Raw genomic sequence first — 22,328 nt, 5'->3', positions numbered from 1 at the left:
GCTTGCCCGCGAACACGGGCGAAGCCCGTGCCAACCACCGAGGTGCCTGCTTCGCGGGCACGCCCGCTCCCACAGGATTGGCGTAGCCCTCGAGCCTTGTGCAGAGCCTGTGGCGCAAGTGGTCAGTAAGCGTCTTCCGGCAAACTGGCAATGATCGAGCGGTAGCTGTTCATCCGTTGCTGCTTGATACGCCCCTCGTCCAGCGCCTTGAGCAGCGCACAGCCCGGTTCGCGATCATGCTTGCAGTCGCGGAAGCGGCAGGTGCCGAACAGGTCGCGGAACTCGATGAAACCATCCTCCACATCACTGCGGCTGACATGACCCAGGCCGAACTCGCGGATGCCCGGCGAGTCGATCAGGTCGCCACCATTGGGGAAGTGGTACAACCGCGCGGTGGTGGTGGTGTGGGTGCCCTGGCCAGACCACTCCGACAGGTCGCCGACACGGGTGCCGGCGTCCGGCAGCAAGCTGTTGACCAACGACGACTTGCCCACCCCCGACTGGCCGACGAACACGCTGATGTGGCCGTCGAGCATCTGCTGCAGGCGTTGCATGCCGTCACCCTGGTGGGCCGAGACCTCCAGCAGCGGGTAGCCCAGCTCGCGGTAAACCTCCAGCAGCGCATGCAGGCCCGGGCCGTTCTCGTCGTTGATCAGGTCAGCCTTGTTCAGCAGCAGCAGCGGGCGAATGCCGGCGTGCTCCGCCGCCACCAGATAACGGTCGATGAGGTTGGGGTGCGGCTCGGGCGCGGGGGCGAAGACGATCACGATCAGGTCGACGTTGGCCGCCACCGGTTTCAGCTGGCCGTGGTTGTTTGGCCGGCACAGCTCGGTACTGCGCGGCATCTGCGCGACGATCACGCCAATGCCCTGGTTGCCCGAGCGCCATACCACGCGGTCGCCGGTAACCAACGCCGGCAGGTTGGCGCGCAAGTGGCAGCGGAACACCTGGCCTGCGGCTTCGCCGTCCTGGGCTTCCACTTCTACCTGCACACCGAAGTGCGCAATCACCAGGCCCAGCTGCTCCGGCCCCAGGTCGCCACCCTCCAGTTCCTGCAACACGTGCTGTTCGCGTTTGGCCGCACGCGCGGCGCGCTCGTTCTGGATTTTTTCGATGCGCCAGTTCTGGCGGCGATTGAGCTGGCGTTTGGCCATGAAGATTCCGTGCGTGGGGGCAGGTTGAAAACGGCAGGCAGTTTAGCACGCCAGGCGCCGGACCATTTGGCTTACCTTCGCGCCGTGAATGGGCGTGCCTTGGCCACTACGCTACTATGACGGCCTATACGAGGAGCCCCCGCATGCAAAACCCACAGAACCTGATCTGGATCGACCTGGAAATGACCGGCCTGGATCCGGACAGCGACGTCATCATCGAGATGGCCACCATCGTCACCGACAGCGAACTGAACACCCTGGCCGAAGGGCCGGTGATCGCCATCCACCACAGTGACGAAGTGCTGGCGCGCATGGACGAGTGGAACACCCGCACCCATGGCGCTTCGGGCCTGACCCAGCGCGTACGCGAGAGCAAGGTCGACATGGCCGCAGCCGAGGCGCAGACCATTGCCTTCCTCGAGCAGTGGGTACCGAAAGGCAAGTCGCCGATCTGCGGCAACAGCATCTGCCAGGACCGCCGCTTCCTCTACCGGCACATGCGCAACCTGGAAAACTACTTCCACTACCGCAACCTGGATGTCTCGACCCTGAAAGAGCTGGCTGCCCGCTGGGCGCCTGATGTGCGTGACAGCTTCAAGAAGGGCAACACCCACCTGGCGCTGGACGACATCCGCGAATCGATCGCCGAACTGCGCCACTATCGCGAGCACTTCATCAAGGTGTGAGCCGAAAAGGCGCAGATATTGTATCTGCGCCCTCTTTTGGTGCCATGGGCAACTGGTTAGACTGCGCGCCTTCTCGCCCGCCCGCACGGACCCCGCACCATGTTGTTGATGCTCTACCTCATCGCCATCACCGCCGAAGCCATGACCGGCGCGTTGTCTGCCGGCCGCCGCGGCATGGACTGGTTCGGCGTGGTGCTGATTGCCTGCGTCACCGCCTTGGGTGGCGGCTCGGTGCGTGACGTGCTGCTCGGGCATTACCCGCTGACCTGGGTGAAGCACCCGGAGTACCTGGTGCTGACCAGTTGTGCGGCGCTGCTGACCATCTTCATCGCGCCAATGATGCGCCGCCTGCGCTCGTTGTTCCTGGTGCTCGATGCCCTGGGGCTGGTGGCCTTTACCCTGATCGGTTGCATGACCGCACTGGAGATGGGGCAGGGCATGCTCGTGGCGTCGATCAGCGGGGTGATCACCGGGGTATTCGGCGGGATCTTGCGGGATATCTTCTGTAACGACATTCCCCTGGTATTCCGCCGCGAGCTGTACGCCAGCGTGTCGTTTGCCGCGGCTTGGTTCTACCTGGGCTGCGTGTATTTCAAGTTGCCGGCGGAGCAGGCGATGTTACTGACCTTGTTTGGCGGGTTCCTGGTGCGGTTGCTGGCGATTCGGTTCCATTGGGAAATGCCCAAGTTCCACTACAACGACCAGCAGTAACGCAGTTCCGGCACAACATGGCCCCTGTGGGAGATTGCCCAGCCCTTGGGGCTGCGCTGTCGCAAAGGGGACAATATTCGAGAGCATGTCACCTTCCTTGTGGGAGCGGGCGTGCCCGCGAAGCGGCCAACGCGGTGTATGGCACCGGCTCCGCCGGTGTTCGCGGCGGTTCGACGCCTCGACACGCCCGCTCCCACAAGGGTGGCGCAAGCTCTGGGGCTGGGTCGCTATTGAACGCCGTGCTGCGCCAGCGCCCACTCCACATGCTCCCTCACCAGCTCCGAGGCATCCTCGCGCCGCGCCTTCAGCGCTTCGATCACCGGGATCGTCGATGGCGCATTGCCAAGCCCCACCGCCAGGTTGCGCAACCAGCGCTCATACCCGGCCCGGCGCAATGGCCCGCCTTCGGTCTTGCGCAGGAAGGTCCTTTCATCCCACAGGAACATCTCCGCCAGCTCGGCATTCTCCAGCCCGTGCCGTGGCTGGAAGTCCTGTTCCTGGCTATGCCTGGCAAAGCGGTTCCATGGGCAGACGATCTGGCAGTCATCGCAACCGAACACCCGGTTGCCCATCTTCGAACGCAACTCGACGGGGATCGGCCCCCGCAGTTCGATGGTCAGGTAGGAGATGCAGCGCCGTGCATCCAGCACATACGGCCCGACGAAGGCCTGGGTCGGGCAGATGTCCAGGCAGGCCTGGCAGCGCCCGCAGTGTTCGCTGGTGGTGGCTTCGTCCACCGGCAGCGGCAGGTCGACGAACAGTTCGGCGAGGAAGAAGTAGCTGCCCGCCTTGCGGTTGAGCAGCAGGGTGTTCTTGCCGATCCAGCCCAGCCCGGCCTGCTCGGCCAGGGCCTTTTCCAGCACCGGAGCGCTGTCGACGAAGGCGCGGTAGCCGAATGGGCCGATGGCTTCCTGAATGCGATCGGCCAGGAACTGCACGCGCTTGCGCACCAGCTTGTGGTAGTCCCGGCCCAGGGCGTAGCGCGATACGTAGGCTTTTTCCGGCTGTGCCAGGCGCTGCGCCATCTGCGTGTCGCCGGGCAGGTAGTCCATGCGCAGCGATACCACGCGTACCGTGCCGGGGATCAGTTGCTCTGGGTGCGCTCGTTTGCTGCCGTGGGCGCCCAGGTAATCCATCTCGCCCTGGTAGCCGGCGTCGAGCCAGCGCTGCAGATGGTGTTCGTGTTCGCCAAGGTCGACTCCGGCTATGCCAACATGGGCAAAACCGAGTTCTTGGCCCCAAATCTTGATCGATTGGGCCAGTTGGGCGAGGTCAGGCGTACAGGCGGACATGGATGGGCAAGGCAATACGGGCTCAGGTGCGTATAATTCTGCCAGACATTGGAGCCTTTGACCCCATGCCGCAGACCAAACACCCCAGCCATACCCCTCAATTGCTCAGCAGCGTGACTGTCGCGCACCTGCCGGCACGGCATGCGCATGCCCATAAAGGCGACTTCGGCCATGTACTGGTGGTCGGTGGCGACCTCGGTACCGGCGGCGCCGTGCTGCTCAGTGCCGAGGCTGCCCTGCGCTGTGGCGCGGGGCTGGTCAGCGTGGCGACCCGGCCTGAACACGTGACTGCCAGCCTGGCGCGCCTGCCCGAGGTCATGTGCCTGGGCGCCACTTCGGCCAACCAGCTGATGGGCGTGCTGGAGCGCGCTTCGGTGCTGGTGGTCGGCCCTGGCCTGGGCCAGGCAGCCTGGGGTCGCAGCCTGCTGTCGGCGGTGGCCAATGCCGAGCGCCCACAGGTGTGGGACGCCGATGCCCTGAATTTGCTGGCGCGCACCCCGCTGGCCCTGCCCAGTGGCAGCATCCTTACCCCGCACCCCGGGGAGGCGGCGCGGCTGCTGGGCATTTCCACCGAGGCTGTGCAGGCGGACCGCGCGGGCGCCGCACGCAAGCTGGCGCGCCGTTACAACAGCGTCTGCGTGCTCAAGGGGGCTGGCACTCTGGTGGCCGACCCGGCCGGGCAGCTGCTGCTGTGCGAACGTGGCCACCCGGCCATGGCCGGTGCCGGCCTGGGCGATGTGCTGACCGGTGTATTGGCGGCGCTGCTGGCCCAGGGCCTGGATGCCTGGCATGCCGCGGGGCTGGGGGTATGGCTGCACGCCTGTGCCGGCGAGCGTCTGGGCGTTAAAGGTAGAGGCCTGGCTGCCAGCGATCTGGCGCCGGTCATTCGTGAGTTGTTGGAGGAGCATTCTGCGTGTCTGGCTTAAACCTGTTTCTGGCCGATGAAGCGGCCACGGTCAAATTCGGCGCACAACTGGCCGAGGTGACCGGCGGTCACGGCGTGATTTTTCTGGAAGGTGACCTGGGCGCGGGCAAAACCACGCTGTCGCGTGGCCTGATTCGTGGCCTGGGCCATACTGGTGCAGTGAAAAGCCCGACCTTCACCGTGGTCGAACCTTACGAGATCGGTGAGGTGCGGGCGTTCCATTTCGACCTGTATCGCCTGGTCGATCCGGAAGAGCTGGAGTTCATGGGCATTCGTGACTATTTCGAGGGCGACCCGCTGTGCCTGTTCGAGTGGCCACAAAAGGGTGCGGGCGTTTTGCCAAAGCCCGACCTGACCATTACCATAAGCCCCCAAGCGGGCGGACGCTCGCTGATCCTTTCGCCGCAGGGGGCTCGCGGCGAGGCCTGGTGCGTTGCACTGGCCGAACACCATAAACAGTAAGTGGGGTAGGTATGCGCATACGCGCACTGGTCGCCATCGTTGGGCTGCTGCTGACAACGGTGACCGTTGACGCTCTGGCCGTCACTCAAGTCAAGAGCATGCGCCTGTGGCGCGCGCCGGACAACACGCGGCTGGTCTTCGACCTGTCTGGCCCCGTGCAGCACAGCGTCTTCACCCTGAGCGCACCTGATCGCCTGGTTATCGACATCAATGGCGCGACCTTGGCCGCGCCACTGAACGTGGCTACCTCCAATACGCCGATCAGCAGCGTGCGTTCGGCTCAGCGCACCCCGACCGACCTGCGCGTGGTGGTCGATCTGAAAAAGTCGGTCACCCCAAAAAGCTTCACCCTGGCGCCCAACGCCCAGTACGGCAACCGCCTGGTGGTCGACCTGTACGACCAGGAGGCTGACGCCATCGCGGCCAGCGCGCCGGCTCCGGCCCCGACTCCGGCACCAACGCCTGCAACCACGCCAGCAGTGCCGGTGACCCCGGCCCAGCCTGCCATCAAGCTGCCGCCGGTTCCCAACGGCAAGCGTGACATCGTGGTTGCCATCGACGCCGGTCACGGCGGCGAAGACCCGGGTGCATCCGGGTCGCGTGGCCAGCATGAAAAAGACATCGTGCTGCAGATCGCCAAGGAACTGCAGCGCCAGATCAACAGCGAAAAAGGCTTCCGGGCCGAGCTGACCCGTACCGGCGACTACTTCATCCCGCTGCGCAAGCGCACGGAAATCGCCCGCAAGAAGGGCGCCGACCTGTTCATCTCGATCCACGCCGACGCCGCGCCGTCCCGCGCCGCCTTTGGCGCCTCGGTGTTCGCCCTGTCCGACCGCGGCGCTACCTCCGAGACCGCGCGCTGGCTGGCCGACACGGAAAACCGTTCCGACCTGATCGGTGGTGCCGGTAACGTCAGCCTCGACGACAAGGACCGCATGCTGGCCGGCGTGCTGCTCGACCTGTCGATGACCGCCACGCTCAGCTCCAGCCTCAATGTCGGGCAGAAGGTGTTGGGCAACATGGGCCGCATTACCTCGCTGCACAAGCAGCGGGTGGAACAGGCTGGCTTCATGGTGCTGAAGTCGCCGGATATTCCGTCGATCCTCGTTGAAACCGGGTTCATCTCGAACAACAACGAAGCCGCCAAGCTGGCCACCGCCAGCCATCAGCAGGCCCTGGCCCGTTCGATCCACACCGGTGTGCGCCAGTACTTCCAGCAGAACCCGCCGCCTGGCACCTACATCGCCTGGCTGCGCGACACCGGCAAGATCGCCGCTGGCCCGCGGGAGCACACCGTGCGCCCTGGCGAGACCCTGGCGATGCTTGCCGTGCGCTACCAGGTCAGCGTGACCAGCCTGCGCAGCACCAACAGCCTCAAGACCGATGAGCTGAAGGTCGGCCAGCGCCTCGATATCCCCGCTACCACGTTGGCCTCGCAATGAGTGGTGGTTCGCGCATCCAGCTGCTCAGCCCGCGGCTGGCCAACCAGATTGCCGCCGGTGAGGTTGTCGAGCGGCCGGCGTCTGTTGCCAAGGAGTTGCTTGAGAACAGCCTGGACTCCGGCGCCCGGCGTATCGACGTGGAAGTGGAGCAGGGCGGCGTCAAGCTGCTGCGGGTGCGTGACGATGGCAGCGGCATTTCCGCCGACGACCTGCCGCTGGCCCTGGCCCGTCACGCCACCAGCAAGATCCGCGAGCTGGAAGACCTGGAAGGGGTATTGAGCCTGGGCTTCCGTGGTGAGGCCCTGGCCTCGATCAGCTCGGTGGCGCGGCTGACCCTGACCTCGCGTACCGCCAGCGCGACCGAGGCCTGGCAGGTGGAAACCGAAGGCCGCGACATGACCCCGCGGGTGCAGCCGGCGGCGCACCCGGTGGGTACTTCGGTGGAAGTGCGCGACCTGTTCTTCAATACCCCGGCCCGGCGCAAGTTCCTCAAGGCCGAGAAAACCGAATTCGATCACCTGCAGGAAGTGATACGGCGCCTGGCGCTGGCGCGCTTCGATGTCGGCTTCCACCTGCGCCACAACGGCAAGAGCATCCTCAGCCTGCACGAGGCCCACGATGAAACCGCCCGTGCGCGGCGGGTGGGCGCCATCTGCGGCCCGGGCTTCATGGAGCAGGCGCTGCCGATCGACGTGGAGCGCAATGGCCTGCGCCTGTGGGGCTGGGTCGGCCTGCCGACCTTCTCGCGCAGCCAGGCAGACCTGCAGTATTTCTTCGTCAACGGCCGTGCGGTGCGCGACAAGCTGGTTGCCCACGCCGTGCGCCAGGCCTACCGCGACGTGCTGTTCAATGGTCGGCACCCGACCTTCGTGCTGTTCCTGGAGCTGGAGCCCAACGGCGTCGACGTCAACGTGCACCCGACCAAGCACGAAGTGCGTTTCCGCGAGGGGCGCTCGGTGCACGACTTCCTGTATGGCACCCTGCATCGCGCCCTGGCCGATGTACGCCCGGAAGACCAGTTGGCGGCGCCTGCTGCCGTGCCCGAAGTGGTCCGCCCCACGGGCCAGCAGGCCGGTGAGTTCGGCCCCCAGGGCGAAATGCGCCTGGCCTCGCCGGTACTCGAGCAGCCGCGTGCCCCGCAGCAGTCGTTTTCCAGTGGCGGCAGTGGCGCGGGTTACCAGTACCAGTACACCCCGCGACCCTCGCAGCCGATGCCAGCCGCCGAGGCACAGGCGGTGTATCGCGAGTTTTACAAACCGCTGGATGAAGGCGCGGCGCCGAGGGCGTTGCCCGAAAGCCAGGGTGACATTCCCCCGCTGGGCTACGCGCTGGCGCAGCTCAAGGGCATCTATATCCTGGCCGAGAACGCCATCGGCCTGGTGCTGGTAGACATGCATGCCGCACACGAGCGCATCATGTACGAGCGCCTGAAGGTGGCCATGGCCAGCGAAGGCCTCAGCGGCCAGCCGCTGCTGGTGCCCGAGACCCTTGCCTTGAGCCAGCGCGAAGCAGACTGCGCCGAAGAGCACGCGCAGTGGTTCCAGCGGCTGGGCTTCGAACTGCAGCGGCTGGGCCCCGAGACCCTGGCCATCCGCCAGATCCCGGCTTTGCTCAAGCAGGCCGAGGCCAACCGACTGGTGCAGGATGTACTCGCCGACCTGATGGAATACGGCACCAGCGACCGTATCCAGGCGCACCTCAACGAGCTGCTCGGCACCATGGCCTGCCACGGCGCCGTGCGCGCCAACCGGCGCCTGGCGATCCCCGAGATGAACGCCCTGCTGCGTGACATGGAAAACACCGAGCGCAGCGGCCAGTGCAACCATGGTCGCCCCACCTGGACCCAGATGGGCCTGGATGACCTGGACAAACTCTTCCTGCGCGGTCGATGAAATGAGCGGCAAGCCCCCTGCAATATTCCTGATGGGCCCGACGGCGGCCGGCAAGACCGACCTGGCCATCGAGCTGACCAAAGTACTGCCGTGCGAGCTGATCAGCGTCGATTCGGCGCTGGTCTACCGCGGCATGGACATCGGTTCGGCCAAGCCGTCGAAAGAAATCCTCGCCGCTCACCCGCACCGGCTGATCGACATTCGCGACCCGGCCGAGAGCTATTCGGCTGCGCAGTTCCGTGCCGATGCCCTGGAGGCCATGGCCGAGATCACCGCGCGCGGCAAGATCCCGCTGCTGGTGGGCGGCACCATGCTCTATTACAAGGCGTTGATCGATGGCCTGGCCGACATGCCGGCGGCCGATGCCGCGGTGCGTGCCGAGCTGGAAGCCCAGGCCGAAGCGCTGGGCCTGGCCGAGTTGCACCGCCAGTTGGCCGAGGTTGACCCTGAGTCGGCGGCGCGCATCCACCCCAACGACCCGCAGCGGTTGATCCGGGCGTTGGAGGTGTACCGGGTGAGTGGCGAGAGCATGACGGCACATCGACAGCGTCAATTCGCGGAAAGTCGCGGCGCAGACGCAGGCGCTGGCGGACATTTGCCCTATACTGTCGCGAGTTTGGCGATTGCTCCTACAGATCGTCACATTTTGCATCAGCGAATTGCGTTACGATTTTCACAGATGCTGGAACAGGGCTTCGTCGACGAGGTCCGATCGCTGCGAGCCAGAAGTGACTTGCACGCCGGGCTGCCGTCTATACGGGCAGTGGGGTATCGGCAGGTCTGGGATTACCTGGACGGCAAGCTGACTGAGAATGAGATGCGTGAACGCGGTATCATTGCCACCAGGCAGCTGGCCAAGCGGCAGTTCACCTGGTTGCGTGGCTGGCCCGAAGTACACTGGCTTGACAGCCTGGCCTGCGACAATCTGTCCCGCACCTTGAAATACCTTGGGGCCATCTCCATATTGAGCTGAGTCCCTGCTGATTGCCGTCTATTCTTGCGAAGGGGCGGCCTAATTTATCGATTTTCTTGATTTTCTATTATTTATCCTTACAGGAGTGCGGCATATGTCAAAAGGGCATTCGCTACAAGACCCTTACTTGAACACCTTGAGAAAAGAAAAGGTCCCGGTATCCATCTACCTGGTCAACGGCATCAAACTGCAGGGTTCGATCGAGTCCTTCGACCAGTTCGTGGTACTGCTGAAGAACACCGTCAGCCAGATGGTCTACAAGCACGCCATCTCGACCGTGGTTCCTGCCCGTCCGGTTCGTCTGCCAAGCCCGTCCGATTCCGAACACGGCGACAGCGAGCCAGGCAACGCCTGATAGGAGCCTGCATTGTTCTTTGAGCGCCACGGTGGTGGTGAGCGGGCGTTGCTCGTTCACTTGGAAGGTCAGAACCCTGAGGCGCGCGAAGACCCGCAGGAGTTCCAGGAGCTGGCATTGTCGGCCGGTGCCGACATCGTCTCGCTGGTCACGGTGGCAAGGCATCAGCCTTCCGCCAAATACCTGATTGGCAGTGGCAAGGTCGAAGAGTTGCACGACCTGGTCCATGCCGAACAGGTAGACCTGGTGATTTTCAATCACACCCTCACGCCCAGTCAGGAGCGCAACCTCGAACGTGTGTTCGAGTGTCGTGTGCTCGACCGTACCGGGCTGATCCTCGATATCTTCGCCCAACGGGCGCGTACCCATGAAGGCAAGCTGCAGGTCGAACTGGCCCAGCTCGAGCACATGAGCACGCGGCTGGTGCGCGGCTGGACCCACCTTGAGCGACAGAAGGGTGGTATCGGCCTGCGTGGCCCAGGTGAAACCCAGCTGGAAACCGACCGCCGCCTGTTGCGGGTGCGCATTCGCCAGATCAAGTCACGCCTGGAGAAGGTGCGCAGCCAGCGCGAGCAGGCGCGCCGCGGGCGCAAGCGTGCGGACATCCCGTCGGTATCGCTGGTGGGTTATACCAACGCCGGCAAGTCCACGCTGTTCAACGCCCTGACCGAATCCGAGGTGTATGCCGCGGACCAGCTGTTCGCCACCCTCGACCCGACCCTGCGCCGGCTCGAGCTGAACGACCTGGGGCCGATCGTGCTGGCCGATACCGTGGGCTTCATTCGCCACCTGCCGCACAAGCTGGTCGAGGCATTTCGGGCTACGCTCGAAGAGTCGAGCAACTCCGACTTGTTGCTGCATGTGATCGACGCCCATGAGCCGGAGCGCATGGAGCAGATCGAGCAGGTGCTGGCGGTGTTGGGCGAGATTGGTGCCGAAGGGTTGCCGATCCTCGAGGTGTATAACAAACTCGACCTGCTCGAAGATGTCGAGCCGCAGATCCAGCGCAATGCCGATGGCAAGCCGGAACGGGTCTGGGTATCGGCACGCGATGGGCGTGGCCTGGAGCTGGTCGGCCAGGCGATTGCCGAGTTGCTGGGGGATGATCTGTTTGTCGGTACCCTGTGTCTGGAGCAGCGTTTTGCCCGCTTGCGCGCGCAATTCTTTGCCCTGGGTGCCGTGCAGAGTGAAGAGCATGATGAAGAAGGGCGCAGCCTGCTGAGCGTGCGACTGCCCATGGTCGAACTGAATCGCCTGGTCAGCCGCGAAGGCATGGAGCCGCAAGTGTTTGTCGAGCAACACACTTTGCAATAAATGCTCGTCGAGGTCGCCGGGCAGCAGTGACAGGCATTCTGTAGCATTGGACGGCGCGCCGTGGGCGCGTCTTTGCTTTATCAGATGGAGAGCGCTATGGCTTGGAACGAGCCGGGTGGCAACTCGAACAATCAGGATCCCTGGGGCGGTCGCCGGAATGGCGGTGGCGGCGGTGGTGACAAGAAAGGTCCACCGGACCTGGACGAGGCCTTCCGCAAATTGCAGGACAGCCTGAACGGCATGTTCGGCAGTGGCAAGAAACGTGGCGGCGGTGACCGCAATGTCGGCAAGGGCGGTGGCCTGGGCCTGCTGGGCATCGGCCTGGCGGTGCTGGCTGCTATCTGGCTGTACAGCGCCGTGTACGTGGTCGACGAGCAGGAGCAGGCCGTGGTGCTGCGCTTCGGCAAGTACTATGAGACGGTCGGTCCCGGCCTGAACATCTACTTCCCGCCGATCGATCGCAAGTACATGGAGAACGTCACGCGCGAGCGTGCCTACACCAAGCAGGGCCAGATGCTGACCGAAGACGAGAACATCGTCGAGGTACCGCTGACCGTCCAGTACAAGATCAGCAACCTGCAGGACTTCGTGCTCAACGTCGACCAGCCTGAGGTCAGCCTGCAGCACGCGACCGACAGCGCCTTGCGCCACGTGGTGGGTTCCACCTCGATGGACCAGGTGCTGACCGAAGGCCGCGAGCAGATGGCCGTGGATATCCGCGAACGCCTGCAGCGCTTCCTCGACACCTACCGCACCGGTATCAGCGTTACCCAGGTCAACGTGCAGAGCGCGGCAGCCCCGCGTGAAGTGCAGGAAGCCTTCGACGACGTGATCCGTGCCCGCGAAGACGAGCAGCGTGCCCGCAACCAGGCCGAGTCCTACGCCAATGGCGTGGTGCCGGAAGCCCGTGGTCAGGCCCAGCGCATCATCGAGGACGCCAACGGTTACCGCGACGAAGTCATCGCCCGCGCCAAGGGTGAGGCCGACCGCTTCACCAAGCTGGTCGCCGAGTACCGCAAGGCACCTGACGTGACCCGTCAGCGTCTGTACCTGGAGACCATGCAAGAGGTCTACAGCAATTCGAGCAAGGTCATGGTGGCGACCAAGGACGGGCAGAACAACCTGCTCTACCTGCCGCTGGACAAGATGGTCGAAGGCAGCCGCAACCCGTCCGCGCCGACCGCCAGTGTGTCGCCATCGGTCAACGATGCGGCCGCGCGTGCGGCGCAGGACCTGCAACAGCAACAGCAGCCGCTGCGCACTAGGGAGAGCCGCTGATGAGCAACAGATCGCTGATCGCCCTGATCGCCGCCGTGGTCCTGGCCATCGTGGCCTGGAACAGCTTCTACATCGTGTCCCAGACCGAACGTGCGGTACTGCTGCGCTTCGGTAAGGTGGTCCAGGCGGATGTCCAGCCGGGCATGCACGTGAAGATTCCGTACGTGAACCAGGTGCGCAAGTTCGACGCCCGCCTGATGACCCTCGACGCCCCGACCCAGCGGTTCCTGACCCTGGAGAAGAAAGCGGTGATGGTCGACGCCTACGCCAAGTGGCGCGTCAAGGACGCCGAACGCTTCTACACCGCCACGTCCGGCATGAAGCAGATCGCCGACGAGCGTCTGTCGCGTCGTCTGGAAAGCGGCCTGCGTGACCAGTTCGGTAAACGTACCCTGCACGAAGTGGTTTCCGGTGAACGTGACGCGCTGATGGCTGACATCACTGCTTCGCTGAACCGCATGGCCGCCAAGGAGCTGGGTATCGAGGTGGTCGACGTGCGCGTCAAGGCCATCGACCTGCCGAAGGAAGTCAACCGCAGCGTGTTCGACCGCATGAGCACCGAGCGTGAGCGTGAAGCCCGCGAGCACCGCGCCAAGGGTAACGAGCTGGCTGAAGGTATCCGTGCCGATGCCGACCGTCAGCGCCGCGTATTGCTGGCTGAGGCCTATCGCGAAGCAGAGGAAACCCGCGGTGACGGCGACGCCCAGGCGGCCGCCATCTACGCCAAGGCCTACACCCAGGACGCTGATTTCTATGCGTTCTACCGTAGTCTGCAGGCGTACCGCGAGAGCTTCTCGAGCAAGAGCGACGTGCTGGTCCTGGACCCGAAGAACGAGTTCTTCCGCTTCCTGGACAAGAGCAGGCCGTGATGCTCAGGCCCTGATTTTCATGCAGCGGCGCCCCGCCTGGCAGCTAAAGCACCAGGCGGGGTGCATCCTGAATGAAAAGGGGTGTATGATGAGGCAGCCGGGAAATTTCCCGGCTTTTTTGCGTCTGCAAGGTTGATTGGCAAACCGCCAGTTGACGGTTTGGTCAGGTCGCAAGGCAATTCGAGGGTGTCGGGTACGGTGGCTGCGCTGGGATCAGTGCTGCCCGCTGCTGTGCGCGATACCGGCTTTACTGACGGCTAGCCTGCTGGCAAGCCGCCCGGACCAGAGGGGAAATGGCGTAATGGCAACGGTAGACCGCTGGCTGCTGCCAGATGGCATCGAGGAAGTACTGCCACCTGAGGCTGCGCGTATCGAGATCGCGCGCCGCCAGGTGTTGGACCTGTTCCAGAGTTGGGGCTACGAACTGGTCGTCACCCCGCATATCGAGTACCTGGAGTCGCTGCTCACCGGCGCCGGCCAGGACCTGGATCAGCGCACCTTCAAGGTAGTGGACCCGCAGTCCGGCCGCCTGATGGGCTTCCGCGCCGACTTCACCCCGCAGGTGGCACGTATCGACGCCCACACCCTGCGCCGTGAAGGCCCGAGCCGCCTGTGCTATGCCGGCAGCGTGCTGCACGCCCAGCCGCGTGCCCTGTCCACCTCGCGCAGCCCGATCCAGCTGGGTGCCGAGCTGTACGGCGACGCCAGCCCCACCAGCGATGTCGAAATCATCAGCCTGATGCTCGCCACGCTGCAACTGACCGATGTGCCGGATGTGCACATGGACCTCGGCCACGTCGGTATCTACCGCGGCCTGGCCCGTGCTGCCGGCCTGTCCGGTGCGGTCGAGCAGCAGCTGTTCGACGCCCTGCAGCGCAAGGCCGTGGATGAAGTTCAGGTGCTGACCGCCGACCTGCCGAAGGACCTGGGCAACATGCTGCGCGCGCTGGTCGAGCTGTGCGGTGGCCGCGAAGTGCTGGCCGAAGCCCGCGTGCGCCTGGGCCGTGCCCCGGCCAGCGTGCTGGCGGCGCTGGACGACCTGCTGGCGATCGCCGATCGCCTGGCGTCGCGCTTCCCGGACCTGCCGCTGTACTTCGACCTCGGCGAGCTGCGCGGTTACCACTATCACACTGGCGTGGTGTTCGCCGTGTTCGTGCCGGGCGAAGGTCAATCGATCGCCCAGGGCGGGCGCTATGACGACATCGGCGCCGATTTCGGCCGGGCCCGCCCGGCCACCGGTTTCTCCACGGATTTGAAGACCCTGGTCACACTGGGGCGAGCGGAGGTCGTATTGCCAACTGGCGGCATCTGGATGCCGGACAGTGGCGACGCGGCCCTCTGGCAGCAAGTCTGCCAGTTGCGCAACGAGGGCCAGCGTGTGGTCCAGGCCCTGCCTGGCCAGCCGTTGAGTGCTGCTCTCGAGGCGGATTGTGATCGGCAATTGATTCAGCAAGACGGGCGCTGGCAGGTTCTGCCGCTGGCCCAGTGAGTTTCTGCGCCGGCAGTAGGCCGGCAACCAAGTTTGCGTGAATGAGGACCAATGTAATGGGTAAGAATGTCGTCGTCCTGGGCACCCAGTGGGGTGATGAGGGCAAAGGCAAGATCGTCGATCTGCTGACCGAACATGCTGCCGCCGTAGTGCGCTACCAGGGTGGCCACAACGCGGGTCACACCCTGGTGATCAACGGTGAAAAGACCGTTCTGCACCTGATTCCGTCCGGTATCCTGCGTGAAGGCGTACAGTGCCTGATCGGCAACGGCGTGGTCGTTGCCCCGGATGCCCTGATGCGTGAAATCACCAAGCTGGAAGAGAAGGGCGTACCGGTGCGCGAGCGCCTGCGCATCAGCCCGGCTGCGCCGCTGATCCTGTCGTACCACGTTGCCCTGGACCAGGCCCGCGAAAAAGCCCGTGGCGAAGCCAAGATCGGCACCACCGGCCGTGGTATCGGCCCAGCCTACGAAGACAAGGTTGCACGCCGCGGCCTGCGCGTGGGCGACCTGTTCCACCGCGAGCGTTTCGCCGCCAAGCTGGGTGAGCTGCTGGACTACCACAACTTCCAGCTGGTGAACTACTACAAAGAGCCGGCCATCGACTTCCAGCAGACCCTGGACGAATGCATGGCCTACGCCGAACAGCTCAAGCCGATGATGCTCGACGTCACCGCCGAGCTGCACAACCTGCGTCGCGCCGGCAAGGACATCATGTTCGAAGGTGCCCAGGGCTCGCTGCTGGACATCGACCACGGTACCTACCCGTACGTCACCAGCTCCAACACCACCGCTGGCGGTATCTCCACCGGTTCCGGCGTTGGCCCGATGTACCTGGACTACATCCTGGGTATCACCAAGGCCTACACCACTCGCGTAGGTTCCGGTCCGTTCCCGACCGAACTGTTCGACGAGACTGGCGCTACCCTGGCCAAGCGTGGCCATGAGTTCGGCTCCACCACCGGCCGTGCGCGCCGTTGCGGCTGGTTCGATGCCGTGATCCTGCGCCGCGCCATCGACGTCAACAGCATCTCGGGCATCTGTCTGACCAAGCTGGACGTACTGGATGGCCTGGAAACCATCAACATCTGCGTTGGCTACAAGAACGAGAACGGTGCCGTCATCGACGCGCCTTCCGATGCCGACAGCTACATCGGCCTGGAGCCGGTGTACGAAGAGATGCCAGGCTGGAGCGAGTCGACCCTGGGCGTGAAAACCCTGGAAGAACTGCCAGCCAACGCTCGCGCCTACATCAAGCGCATCGAAGAGCTGATCGGCGCGCCGATCGACATCATCTCCACCGGCCCGGACCGCAACGAGACCATCGTTCTGCGTCATCCGTTCGCCTGATCTGCCTTCCAGGCTGATCTGACGCCGTGGCCCTGAAAGGGGCTGCGGCGTTTTCATTTATGGGGTATGCCTGTCCCGGCCCTATCGCCGGCACACCACAGGCCTCAAGACATGTGGAGTACCTGTGGGAGCGGGCAAGCCCGCGAAGAGGCCAGTGCAGGAAAACCCATTGCTGAACCTTGGCACTTATCCCTGCTGCCCCCGGCACAACCCTTGCTGTAAGAAGTTTCTGAAGATGCCATCAAAATAGTGGCGCCAGAAAACACGAGGGTTACACCGTGTCTGCCATCCTCTCACTGTTACGAAGCCGCCTTTTGCGGCCTGTGTTTGTTGCCCTTGGTATCGCTCTTTTGGTGCAGGTGCTGGTCGCCGTTGCGCTTACCCGAAGCACGGTCACCGCCTTGGAAGCCGACCTGGGCGAACGCCTGGGCAATGACAGCCGCCAGCTCGCCAGTGAGCTGGAGCAAGCCGGGCAAGACGTGCGCTCAGGCCTCGACGGCCTCTCCAGCAGCACCCGCCAGCGCCTTAGCGCAGGTTTGTCGGCGCGCCTGCAAAGCGAGCAGCAGCAGCTGCGCAGCACGTTGGAAAAGAACCTCAAGGACTCCGCCAACGATATGGCCGAGCTGCTGGCGTCGGTCGCACCGCGGGCGATATGGGACAACGACGTGCCGGTGCTCTCCGACTTCGCCCGGCGTGCGCAGCGCAACCCTAACGTGCTGTTCGTGGTCTACGACGACGCCCAGGGCCAGCACCTGACTCGCTACCTGAACCGGCAAAACCCGATCAACCAGGCATTGATGGACAAAGGCCAGGGCGAGCGTGCGCTGGACAAGGTGATCGACGCGGCCCGGCGCGACCCGGCGGTGTACTTCGTCGAGGCCTCGATCAACCCCAATGGTGCAGAAATCGGCAAGGTGGTGATGGGCGTTTCCACCGCCGGCATCGATCAGGAGCTCAAGGCCCTCGACCAGCGCTTCGCCGCACTGATCGCCAGCGGCGAGCAACTGGTCGGCGACAGCCTGGTCGGTGCTGCAGCCGACAGTGGCAAAACCTTGCGCGAGCGCCTGGAAAAGGCGCAGGGCAGCGCAGTCGCGATGCAGGCCAATACCGCACAGACCGTGCGTGATGCTGCCGCCGAACTGCGCTGGCGTATCGGCCTGGGCCTGATGCTGGTCGGCCTGGGTGTGCTGGTGGTGGTGGCTGTGGTGCTTGGCCGCCGAGTGCTGAGCAAGCTGCGCCTGCTGATTGCCGCCCTCGATGACCTGGCGGCTGGCGAAGGCGACCTGACCAAGCGTGTGCCCCTCGACAGCCGCGACGAAATTGGCGACATGGCTTCGGCGGTGAACCGTTTTGTCGACAAGCTGCAACCCATCGTGCGCGAGGCGGGCGAGGTGGCGCAGCGCACCGGCGTGGAGATTGGCGCGATGGCCCAGCGCAATGCCGGCGCCGATGCTGCCGCTGCGCTGCAACGCGATGAAGTGGCGGCCAGCCTGCGCGACCTGTCGAGCATGGCCGACGAGGCCCAGGCTGAAAGCCACGCGATGCAGGCCGCCCTGCAGCAGGTGGTGGATATCCGCCAGGCAACTGACGAGAACAGCCGCACATCGACCCAGCTAGCCGGTCTGATCGAGAACCTGGCCGGGCAGGTGGAAGCCGGCTCCCAGGTGATCGAGCGCCTGGCCAAGCAGAGTGAGCAGATCGAAGTGGTGCTGACGGTTATCCACGGCATCGCCGAACAGACCAACCTGCTGGCTTTGAACGCGGCCATCGAAGCCGCCCGTGCTGGCGAAACCGGGCGCGGGTTTGCCGTCGTGGCCGATGAGGTGCGGGCGTTGGCGAGCAAGACGCAAAGTTCCACGGGAGATATCCAGGCGCATATCGCCGCGCTGCAGAAGGGGGCCAAGGAGGCCGTGGCCACCATCAGCCAGGCCGGGCTCAAGGCCAGCGAAGGGCTGCTGGTGCTGCGTGACAACGAGCGCCGCCAGCAGTCGGTGCAGGCAGCGGTGGAGCAGGTGCACGCGGCCATCGGCCTGGCCACCCGGGCGGCCGAACAGCAGGCGAGCGGGGCGCAGGCAGTGCGTGGACGGGTGGAAACCATACACGCCCAGGCCGAACGCTCGGCCGAGGTGGTGATGCAGACCACCGCCAGCAGCAAGGTGCTGGATGACCTGGCGGCACAGCTGCGTGCCAGCCTGGGACAATTCAGAGCCTGACCCGATCATTGTGGGAGCGGGCGTGCCCGCGAAGCAGGCGACACGGTGGATGGCACCGGCTTCGCCGGTGTTCGCGGGCATGCCCGCTCCCACATCGATCGCGACACAGGGCCCTTACCTCTGTGGGCAGTGTTGCTATGATGGCAACGACACATGGCAAACGGAGTTGTTCATGTCAGCTCAACTGGTCGCCGCCCCGGCCGCCCTGGATTTCCTCCATTGCGACAGCGTGCATGTCAGCGCGCCAATGACCGCTCTCCAGGCCTACTGCGCCATGACTTCGGACGTCCCAGGCTGGCTGGCCAAAGCCTTTCGCCTGCGCGATTTGATCTCGCGCCGCTTCAATGTCACTGCTATCCACGGTTTCTCATCGCGCAGCCCCGAACGTTTGCCGGCAGTGGGTGAGCATCTGGACTTTTTCCTGGTCGAGGCAATCAGCGACCAGCAATTGGTCCTGACCTCGCGTGACACGCACCTGGCGGTGATGGTGAGCATGGATCTGGATGAGCAGAGGGATGGCCAGCAGCGTTTGAGCGTGACCACCTCGGTACAGTGTTTCAACCACTTCGGCCGCCTCTACATGCTGCCTGTCGGCAGGGTGCATGGGCCAATCGTCCGCCGGATGCTGCGTAACATTTGATGGCCTCATCGCCGGCAAGCCAGCCCCCACAGGTACTGCACGGCCCTAAGGGCGGCGCGGTACCTGTGGGAGCGGGCAAGCCCGCGAAGAAGGTTACGCCTTGTTCAGATACATCCGCGTAGTCAGCAGATACACCGGCAACCCCGAGACCACAATCAACAACGCCGCATAAGGCGCTGCCGCCGCGAACTCGACGTTGGCCGTGTGCGCCCACACCTCGGTGGCCAGGGTAGTCATGCCGGTCGGGCTGAGCAGCAAGGTAGCTGTCAGTTCCTTCATGGCATCCAGGAACACCAGGGCAAAGGCTGCCGCCATGGCCGGGAAGATGATCGGCAGGGTCACCCGGCAGAACGCGGTAAAGCTGCTCGCGCCCAAGGTTCGTGCCGCTTCCTCCAGGGTAGGTGAAGCCTTGTTCAGTGCGGTGCGCACCGGCGACTGCGCCAGCGGCAGGAACAGCAGCGCATAGGCCAGCAGCAACAGTGCCGTGGTCTGGTACAGCGCCGGCACGTAATGCAGGGCGAAGAATACCAGGGTCAGGGCAATCACCAGGCCGGGCAGGGCGTGCAACAGGTATGGCAGGCGCTCGGCCCAAATTGCCAGGCGGCCCTTGTAGCGCACCACCAGGAAGCTGATTGGCAGGGCTAGCAACACGCAGAAACCGGCACCCCCCAGCGACACCGACAACGAGGTGAACAGCGCCTTGGAAATCGCTGCCACAGGGAATGCCGCCGATGAACCCACGCTCAACCAGTAGCCGAGCATGGCCAGCGGAATACCGCTGCCCAACACCGCCAGGCCTACGCAGAACAGTTGCGCCAGCACTGCCCAGCCACGCAGCCGCACCGGTTGTGCTCGCCGCGCCACACCTTGGCCGATGCGCACATGACGGGCTTTGCCACGTACCCGCAGTTCAAGCCACAGCATCACCAGGCACATCGCCAACAGTACGGCGGACAGCATGGCCGCGTTGGCATTGCTGAACTCCAGTTCGAACTGCTGGTAAATCGCCGTGGTGAAGGTTTGCAAGCCGAGGATCGACAAGGCGCCGAACTCCACCAGCATGTGCAGGGCGATCAGCAGCGCGCCGCCCAGCATCGATGGCCACAGCAGCGGCAGGGTGACCTTGATGAATACACCCCAGCGGCTGCAACCCAGCGTACGTGCCGACTCCTCCAGCGAGGTATCGAGGTTGCGCAGGGTCGCGGCCACCGGCAGGAACACCAGTGGGTACTTGGACAGGGCCATGACCATGATCGCCCCGCCCAGCCCTTCGAAGTCCGAGCTCAGCGACACCCAGGTGAAGCTGCTGACGAACGACGGTACGGCGAACGGCAGGCACAGCACCACGCCCCACAACCGGCGGCCGGCCAGGTTGCTGCGCTCCAGCAGCCAGGCCAGGGCCAGGCCGACCACCATGCAGGTCAGCGTCACCCCGACCATCAGCATCAGGGTGTTGCGCATCAGCCCCCAGACAAACGGCCGCCACAGCAGGTGCAAGGCTTCGCGCCAGCCAGCCTCCCAGGCTTTCATGGCAACGTACAGCAAAGGCAGCAAGCTCATCGCTACCAGGAACAGCACAGGCAGCACCACCCAGACGGAGGGGCGCTTGCGGCGCGGTACGAAGCGTACCGGCACCGGCTCGGACAGGGCGGCAGTCATCAGAGCAGGCCGACCTCGCGCTCAAGCTCGATCGCTTCCTCGGCATTGCCCAGGTCGGCTGGTGAGATCTTCGGTGGGCGCAGGTCTTCGAACGGTTTCAGGCCACGGTCGGAAACCATGCCTTTGTGCAGCGGGTACTCGGCGGTAGTCTGGGTGATCACGCGCTGGCCTTCTTCGCTGGCCATCCAGTTGAGCAGGGCCTGGGCTTCTTTCGGGTGCTTGCTGGCCTTGACCACGGCTGCGCCGGAAATGGTGACCAGGTTGCCGGCATCGCCATCGGCCAGGTAGTAGAGCTTGGTGTCCAGCTTGCCGCGCTCGCGCTCAAGCGCATACCAGTAGTAGTTGTTCACCAGTACCGCAGCCACTTCGCCTTTTTCCACGGCTTTGAGGGCGACCATGTTGTTGGTGTAGGTCTTGCCGAATGCCTTCAGGCCGGTCAGCCATTCTTCGGTGGCTTCTCGCCCGTGCATCTTCAGGATAGCCACGGCCTGTTCCTGGAAGGCGCCGCTGGTGGGCACATAGCCGACACGGCCTTCCCACTCGGGGTTGGCAAAGTCCATCACTGTGGTCGGCAGGTCTTTCTCGTCGACCTTCTTCGGGTTGAACACGACGATGCGCGTACGGGCGGTAATGCCCATCCAGGTGCCGTTGGCGCCAACGTACTCCTTGGGCATCATGTTCGCGGTGGCGTCGTCGATCTTCGCCAACAGGCCCAGTTCGCCCAGGTTGTTCAGGGGAGGGGACTCTTCGGTATAGATGATGTCGGCCGGCGAGCGTTCGCCTTCCTCGATGATCTGGCTGGCCAGCTGGTTGCTGCTGCCCTTGCGGATATCGATGTGGATGCCGGTCTTGGCCTCGTAGGCTTTGGCGATGGCCTCGCCGATTTCCTTGTGCTGACCGTTGTACATGGTCAGGGTGACCGGTGCGTCTGCCATGGCGGCCGGAGCGCCGATGGCCAGGCTCAGCACGGCGGCGGCCAAGGTACGCATCAGCGGTTGCGGGCGGATCGTCATGCGGGTACTTCCTCGCTTACGGCTACATATTTGGAAACAATGGTAAACGAAATCGTTTCTCAAGTGGCCGGGTGACGAGAAATTCATGGTCAGACCATGGTGCAAGAGTCTGAAGGTGGGTTGGCTGTGCTGGCCTCTTCGCGGGCACGCCCGCTCCCACAGGATCATCACAGGCCTTTTGGCTAGTGAGATACCTGTGGGAGCGGGCGTGCCCGCGAAGAGGCCGGTGCAGGTTTGCACCTATGATCGAAAGAGGAGGGATACAAAAATCGCAGGCAAGAAAAAACCCACTAGCAAGCTAGTGGGTTTTTGTATGGTGCCCAGGAGAAGACTCGAACTTCCACGACCGTTAAGTCACTGATACCTGAAACCAGCGCGTCTACCAATTCCGCCACCTGGGCAAAGCTTTGCATCATCTGGAGAAGGCGACTATCGTTCGCTTTCACACAGTAGTAACAGATCCTTGGTCATCTGTTACTTGAAAATATTTGGTGCCCAGGAGAAGACTCGAACTTCCACGGCCGTTAAGCCACTGATACCTGAAACCAGCGCGTCTACCAATTCCGCCACCTGGGCACACATTCGAGATTACTTGATGCTTTACAGCGCCGC

19 protein-coding genes, 2 tRNA genes and 1 pseudogene are annotated in these 22,328 nt (G+C 64.1%); 16 read left to right on the top strand and 6 right to left on the bottom strand.

The genetic code is table 11. The features are described 5' to 3' along the window. Positions 1-122: 122 nt before the first annotated feature. Positions 123-1,154, bottom strand: coding sequence for a small ribosomal subunit biogenesis GTPase RsgA (gene rsgA, locus B2790_RS01475; RefSeq protein ID WP_137162514.1), 1,032 nt, complete (start codon positions 1,152-1,154; stop codon positions 123-125). A gap of 143 nt (positions 1,155-1,297) precedes the next feature. On the opposite strand from rsgA, the gene orn reads away from it, so the two are divergent. Then, positions 1,298-1,840 carry an oligoribonuclease gene (gene orn / locus B2790_RS01470; protein ID WP_025340831.1) on the top strand — a complete coding sequence of 181 codons (543 nt, stop codon included), beginning with the start codon at positions 1,298-1,300 and terminating at the stop codon, positions 1,838-1,840. A 99-nt stretch (positions 1,841-1,939) separates the two neighbouring features. Beyond that, on the top strand, positions 1,940-2,551 hold the full coding sequence (locus B2790_RS01465) for a trimeric intracellular cation channel family protein (RefSeq protein ID WP_103445901.1): 612 nt from the start codon (positions 1,940-1,942) through the stop codon (positions 2,549-2,551). A 227-nt stretch (positions 2,552-2,778) separates the two neighbouring features. Here the strand turns inward: B2790_RS01465 and queG are convergent, their stop codons facing one another. Then, on the bottom strand, positions 2,779-3,843 hold the full coding sequence (queG, locus tag B2790_RS01460; RefSeq protein WP_025340830.1) for a tRNA epoxyqueuosine(34) reductase QueG: 1,065 nt from the start codon (positions 3,841-3,843) through the stop codon (positions 2,779-2,781). A 65-nt stretch (positions 3,844-3,908) separates the two neighbouring features. Here queG and B2790_RS01455 point away from each other — a divergent pair, with 65 nt between their 5' ends. The 14 genes and pseudogenes from B2790_RS01455 to B2790_RS01395 all read left to right on the top strand — a co-directional run bounded on the left by B2790_RS01455 (position 3,909) and on the right by B2790_RS01395 (position 19,044). After that, positions 3,909-4,769: an NAD(P)H-hydrate dehydratase gene (locus tag B2790_RS01455; protein ID WP_085691366.1), complete on the top strand. Its 861-nt coding sequence runs from the start codon at positions 3,909-3,911 to the stop codon at positions 4,767-4,769. 2 nt (positions 4,770-4,771) lie between these two features. After that, complete coding sequence (tsaE, locus tag B2790_RS01450) at positions 4,772-5,230, top strand: tRNA (adenosine(37)-N6)-threonylcarbamoyltransferase complex ATPase subunit type 1 TsaE (protein ID WP_414708551.1); 459 nt, start codon at positions 4,772-4,774, stop codon at positions 5,228-5,230. A gap of 11 nt (positions 5,231-5,241) precedes the next feature. Beyond that, positions 5,242-6,672, top strand: coding sequence for an N-acetylmuramoyl-L-alanine amidase (locus B2790_RS01445; protein ID WP_075046528.1), 1,431 nt, complete (start codon positions 5,242-5,244; stop codon positions 6,670-6,672). Beyond that, positions 6,669-8,564, top strand: a complete 1,896-nt coding sequence (gene mutL, locus B2790_RS01440; RefSeq protein ID WP_286918094.1) for a DNA mismatch repair endonuclease MutL — start codon at positions 6,669-6,671, stop codon at positions 8,562-8,564. The genes B2790_RS01445 and mutL overlap by 4 nt, the downstream gene beginning before the upstream one ends. Before the next feature lies 1 nt (position 8,565). Continuing rightward, positions 8,566-9,537 (top strand): tRNA (adenosine(37)-N6)-dimethylallyltransferase MiaA, encoded by a 972-nt coding sequence (gene miaA / locus B2790_RS01435; protein WP_013974436.1) that lies wholly within the window; start codon positions 8,566-8,568, stop codon positions 9,535-9,537. A gap of 94 nt (positions 9,538-9,631) precedes the next feature. Then, on the top strand, positions 9,632-9,892 hold the full coding sequence (gene hfq, locus B2790_RS01430) for an RNA chaperone Hfq (protein ID WP_003258160.1): 261 nt from the start codon (positions 9,632-9,634) through the stop codon (positions 9,890-9,892). Between the two features lie 12 nt (positions 9,893-9,904). Further along, entirely contained in the window at positions 9,905-11,206 is a 1,302-nt protein-coding gene (hflX, locus tag B2790_RS01425) for a ribosome rescue GTPase HflX (protein ID WP_015272005.1), read from the top strand. Between the two features lie 96 nt (positions 11,207-11,302). Then, positions 11,303-12,484 (top strand): FtsH protease activity modulator HflK, encoded by a 1,182-nt coding sequence (gene hflK / locus B2790_RS01420; protein ID WP_025340824.1) that lies wholly within the window; start codon positions 11,303-11,305, stop codon positions 12,482-12,484. Further along, the gene (gene hflC, locus B2790_RS01415; RefSeq protein WP_013974432.1) at positions 12,484-13,353 is read left to right on the top strand and encodes a protease modulator HflC; all 870 of its coding nucleotides are present in this window, start codon (positions 12,484-12,486) and stop codon (positions 13,351-13,353) included. The genes hflK and hflC overlap by 1 nt, the downstream gene beginning before the upstream one ends. 301 nt (positions 13,354-13,654) lie before the next feature. Next, positions 13,655-14,842: an ATP phosphoribosyltransferase regulatory subunit gene (locus tag B2790_RS01410; RefSeq protein ID WP_286918092.1), complete on the top strand. Its 1,188-nt coding sequence runs from the start codon at positions 13,655-13,657 to the stop codon at positions 14,840-14,842. Between the two features lie 56 nt (positions 14,843-14,898). After that, the gene (locus tag B2790_RS01405; RefSeq protein ID WP_013974430.1) at positions 14,899-16,191 is read left to right on the top strand and encodes an adenylosuccinate synthase; all 1,293 of its coding nucleotides are present in this window, start codon (positions 14,899-14,901) and stop codon (positions 16,189-16,191) included. A gap of 614 nt (positions 16,192-16,805) precedes the next feature. Beyond that, a pseudogene (locus B2790_RS24920) lies at positions 16,806-17,498 on the top strand (methyl-accepting chemotaxis protein); the annotation flags it as partial. Between the two features lie 21 nt (positions 17,499-17,519). Next, positions 17,520-18,404, top strand: a complete 885-nt coding sequence (locus B2790_RS24915; RefSeq protein WP_371034222.1) for a methyl-accepting chemotaxis protein — start codon at positions 17,520-17,522, stop codon at positions 18,402-18,404. 172 nt (positions 18,405-18,576) lie between these two features. After that, positions 18,577-19,044, top strand: coding sequence for a DUF2867 domain-containing protein (locus tag B2790_RS01395; RefSeq protein ID WP_286918090.1), 468 nt, complete (start codon positions 18,577-18,579; stop codon positions 19,042-19,044). Between the two features lie 93 nt (positions 19,045-19,137). Here B2790_RS01395 and B2790_RS01390 read toward each other — a convergent pair whose 3' ends face one another. From B2790_RS01390 to B2790_RS01375, 4 genes are all read right to left on the bottom strand, one after another. Beyond that, on the bottom strand, positions 19,138-20,703 hold the full coding sequence (locus B2790_RS01390) for an ABC transporter permease (RefSeq protein ID WP_286100652.1): 1,566 nt from the start codon (positions 20,701-20,703) through the stop codon (positions 19,138-19,140). Next, positions 20,703-21,716 carry an extracellular solute-binding protein gene (locus B2790_RS01385; protein WP_013974422.1) on the bottom strand — a complete coding sequence of 338 codons (1,014 nt, stop codon included), beginning with the start codon at positions 21,714-21,716 and terminating at the stop codon, positions 20,703-20,705. The genes B2790_RS01390 and B2790_RS01385 overlap by 1 nt, the downstream gene beginning before the upstream one ends. Positions 21,717-22,030: 314 nt before the next feature. Next, positions 22,031-22,117, bottom strand: a tRNA-Leu gene (locus tag B2790_RS01380). A gap of 88 nt (positions 22,118-22,205) precedes the next feature. Further along, positions 22,206-22,292, bottom strand: a tRNA-Leu gene (locus B2790_RS01375). Positions 22,293-22,328: the final 36 nt, after the last annotated feature.

Origin of the sequence: Pseudomonas sp. UBA6753, from assembly GCF_002453565.1 — a bacterium.
GTDB classification, from domain to species: domain Bacteria; phylum Pseudomonadota; class Gammaproteobacteria; order Pseudomonadales; family Pseudomonadaceae; genus Aquipseudomonas; species Aquipseudomonas putida_Z.
This window is presented reverse-complemented; position numbering and strand designations above follow the sequence as displayed.

What these genes read in the sequence shown, in the direction of transcription:
- rsgA (WP_137162514.1), bottom strand. Translation starts at nt 1,154, where the DNA reads ATGGCCAAACGCCAGCTCAATCGCCGCCAGAACTGGCGCATCGAAAAA.
- orn (WP_025340831.1), top strand. Translation starts at nt 1,298, where the DNA reads ATGCAAAACCCACAGAACCTGATCTGGATCGACCTGGAAATGACCGGC.
- B2790_RS01465 (WP_103445901.1), top strand. Translation starts at nt 1,940, where the DNA reads ATGTTGTTGATGCTCTACCTCATCGCCATCACCGCCGAAGCCATGACC.
- queG (WP_025340830.1), bottom strand. Translation starts at nt 3,843, where the DNA reads ATGTCCGCCTGTACGCCTGACCTCGCCCAACTGGCCCAATCGATCAAG.
- B2790_RS01455 (WP_085691366.1), top strand. Translation starts at nt 3,909, where the DNA reads ATGCCGCAGACCAAACACCCCAGCCATACCCCTCAATTGCTCAGCAGC.
- B2790_RS01445 (WP_075046528.1), top strand. Translation starts at nt 5,242, where the DNA reads ATGCGCATACGCGCACTGGTCGCCATCGTTGGGCTGCTGCTGACAACG.
- mutL (WP_286918094.1), top strand. Translation starts at nt 6,669, where the DNA reads ATGAGTGGTGGTTCGCGCATCCAGCTGCTCAGCCCGCGGCTGGCCAAC.
- miaA (WP_013974436.1), top strand. Translation starts at nt 8,566, where the DNA reads ATGAGCGGCAAGCCCCCTGCAATATTCCTGATGGGCCCGACGGCGGCC.
- hfq (WP_003258160.1), top strand. Translation starts at nt 9,632, where the DNA reads ATGTCAAAAGGGCATTCGCTACAAGACCCTTACTTGAACACCTTGAGA.
- hflK (WP_025340824.1), top strand. Translation starts at nt 11,303, where the DNA reads ATGGCTTGGAACGAGCCGGGTGGCAACTCGAACAATCAGGATCCCTGG.
- hflC (WP_013974432.1), top strand. Translation starts at nt 12,484, where the DNA reads ATGAGCAACAGATCGCTGATCGCCCTGATCGCCGCCGTGGTCCTGGCC.
- B2790_RS01410 (WP_286918092.1), top strand. Translation starts at nt 13,655, where the DNA reads ATGGCAACGGTAGACCGCTGGCTGCTGCCAGATGGCATCGAGGAAGTA.
- B2790_RS01405 (WP_013974430.1), top strand. Translation starts at nt 14,899, where the DNA reads ATGGGTAAGAATGTCGTCGTCCTGGGCACCCAGTGGGGTGATGAGGGC.
- B2790_RS24915 (WP_371034222.1), top strand. Translation starts at nt 17,520, where the DNA reads ATGGCTTCGGCGGTGAACCGTTTTGTCGACAAGCTGCAACCCATCGTG.
- B2790_RS01395 (WP_286918090.1), top strand. Translation starts at nt 18,577, where the DNA reads ATGTCAGCTCAACTGGTCGCCGCCCCGGCCGCCCTGGATTTCCTCCAT.
- B2790_RS01390 (WP_286100652.1), bottom strand. Translation starts at nt 20,703, where the DNA reads ATGACTGCCGCCCTGTCCGAGCCGGTGCCGGTACGCTTCGTACCGCGC.
- B2790_RS01385 (WP_013974422.1), bottom strand. Translation starts at nt 21,716, where the DNA reads ATGACGATCCGCCCGCAACCGCTGATGCGTACCTTGGCCGCCGCCGTG.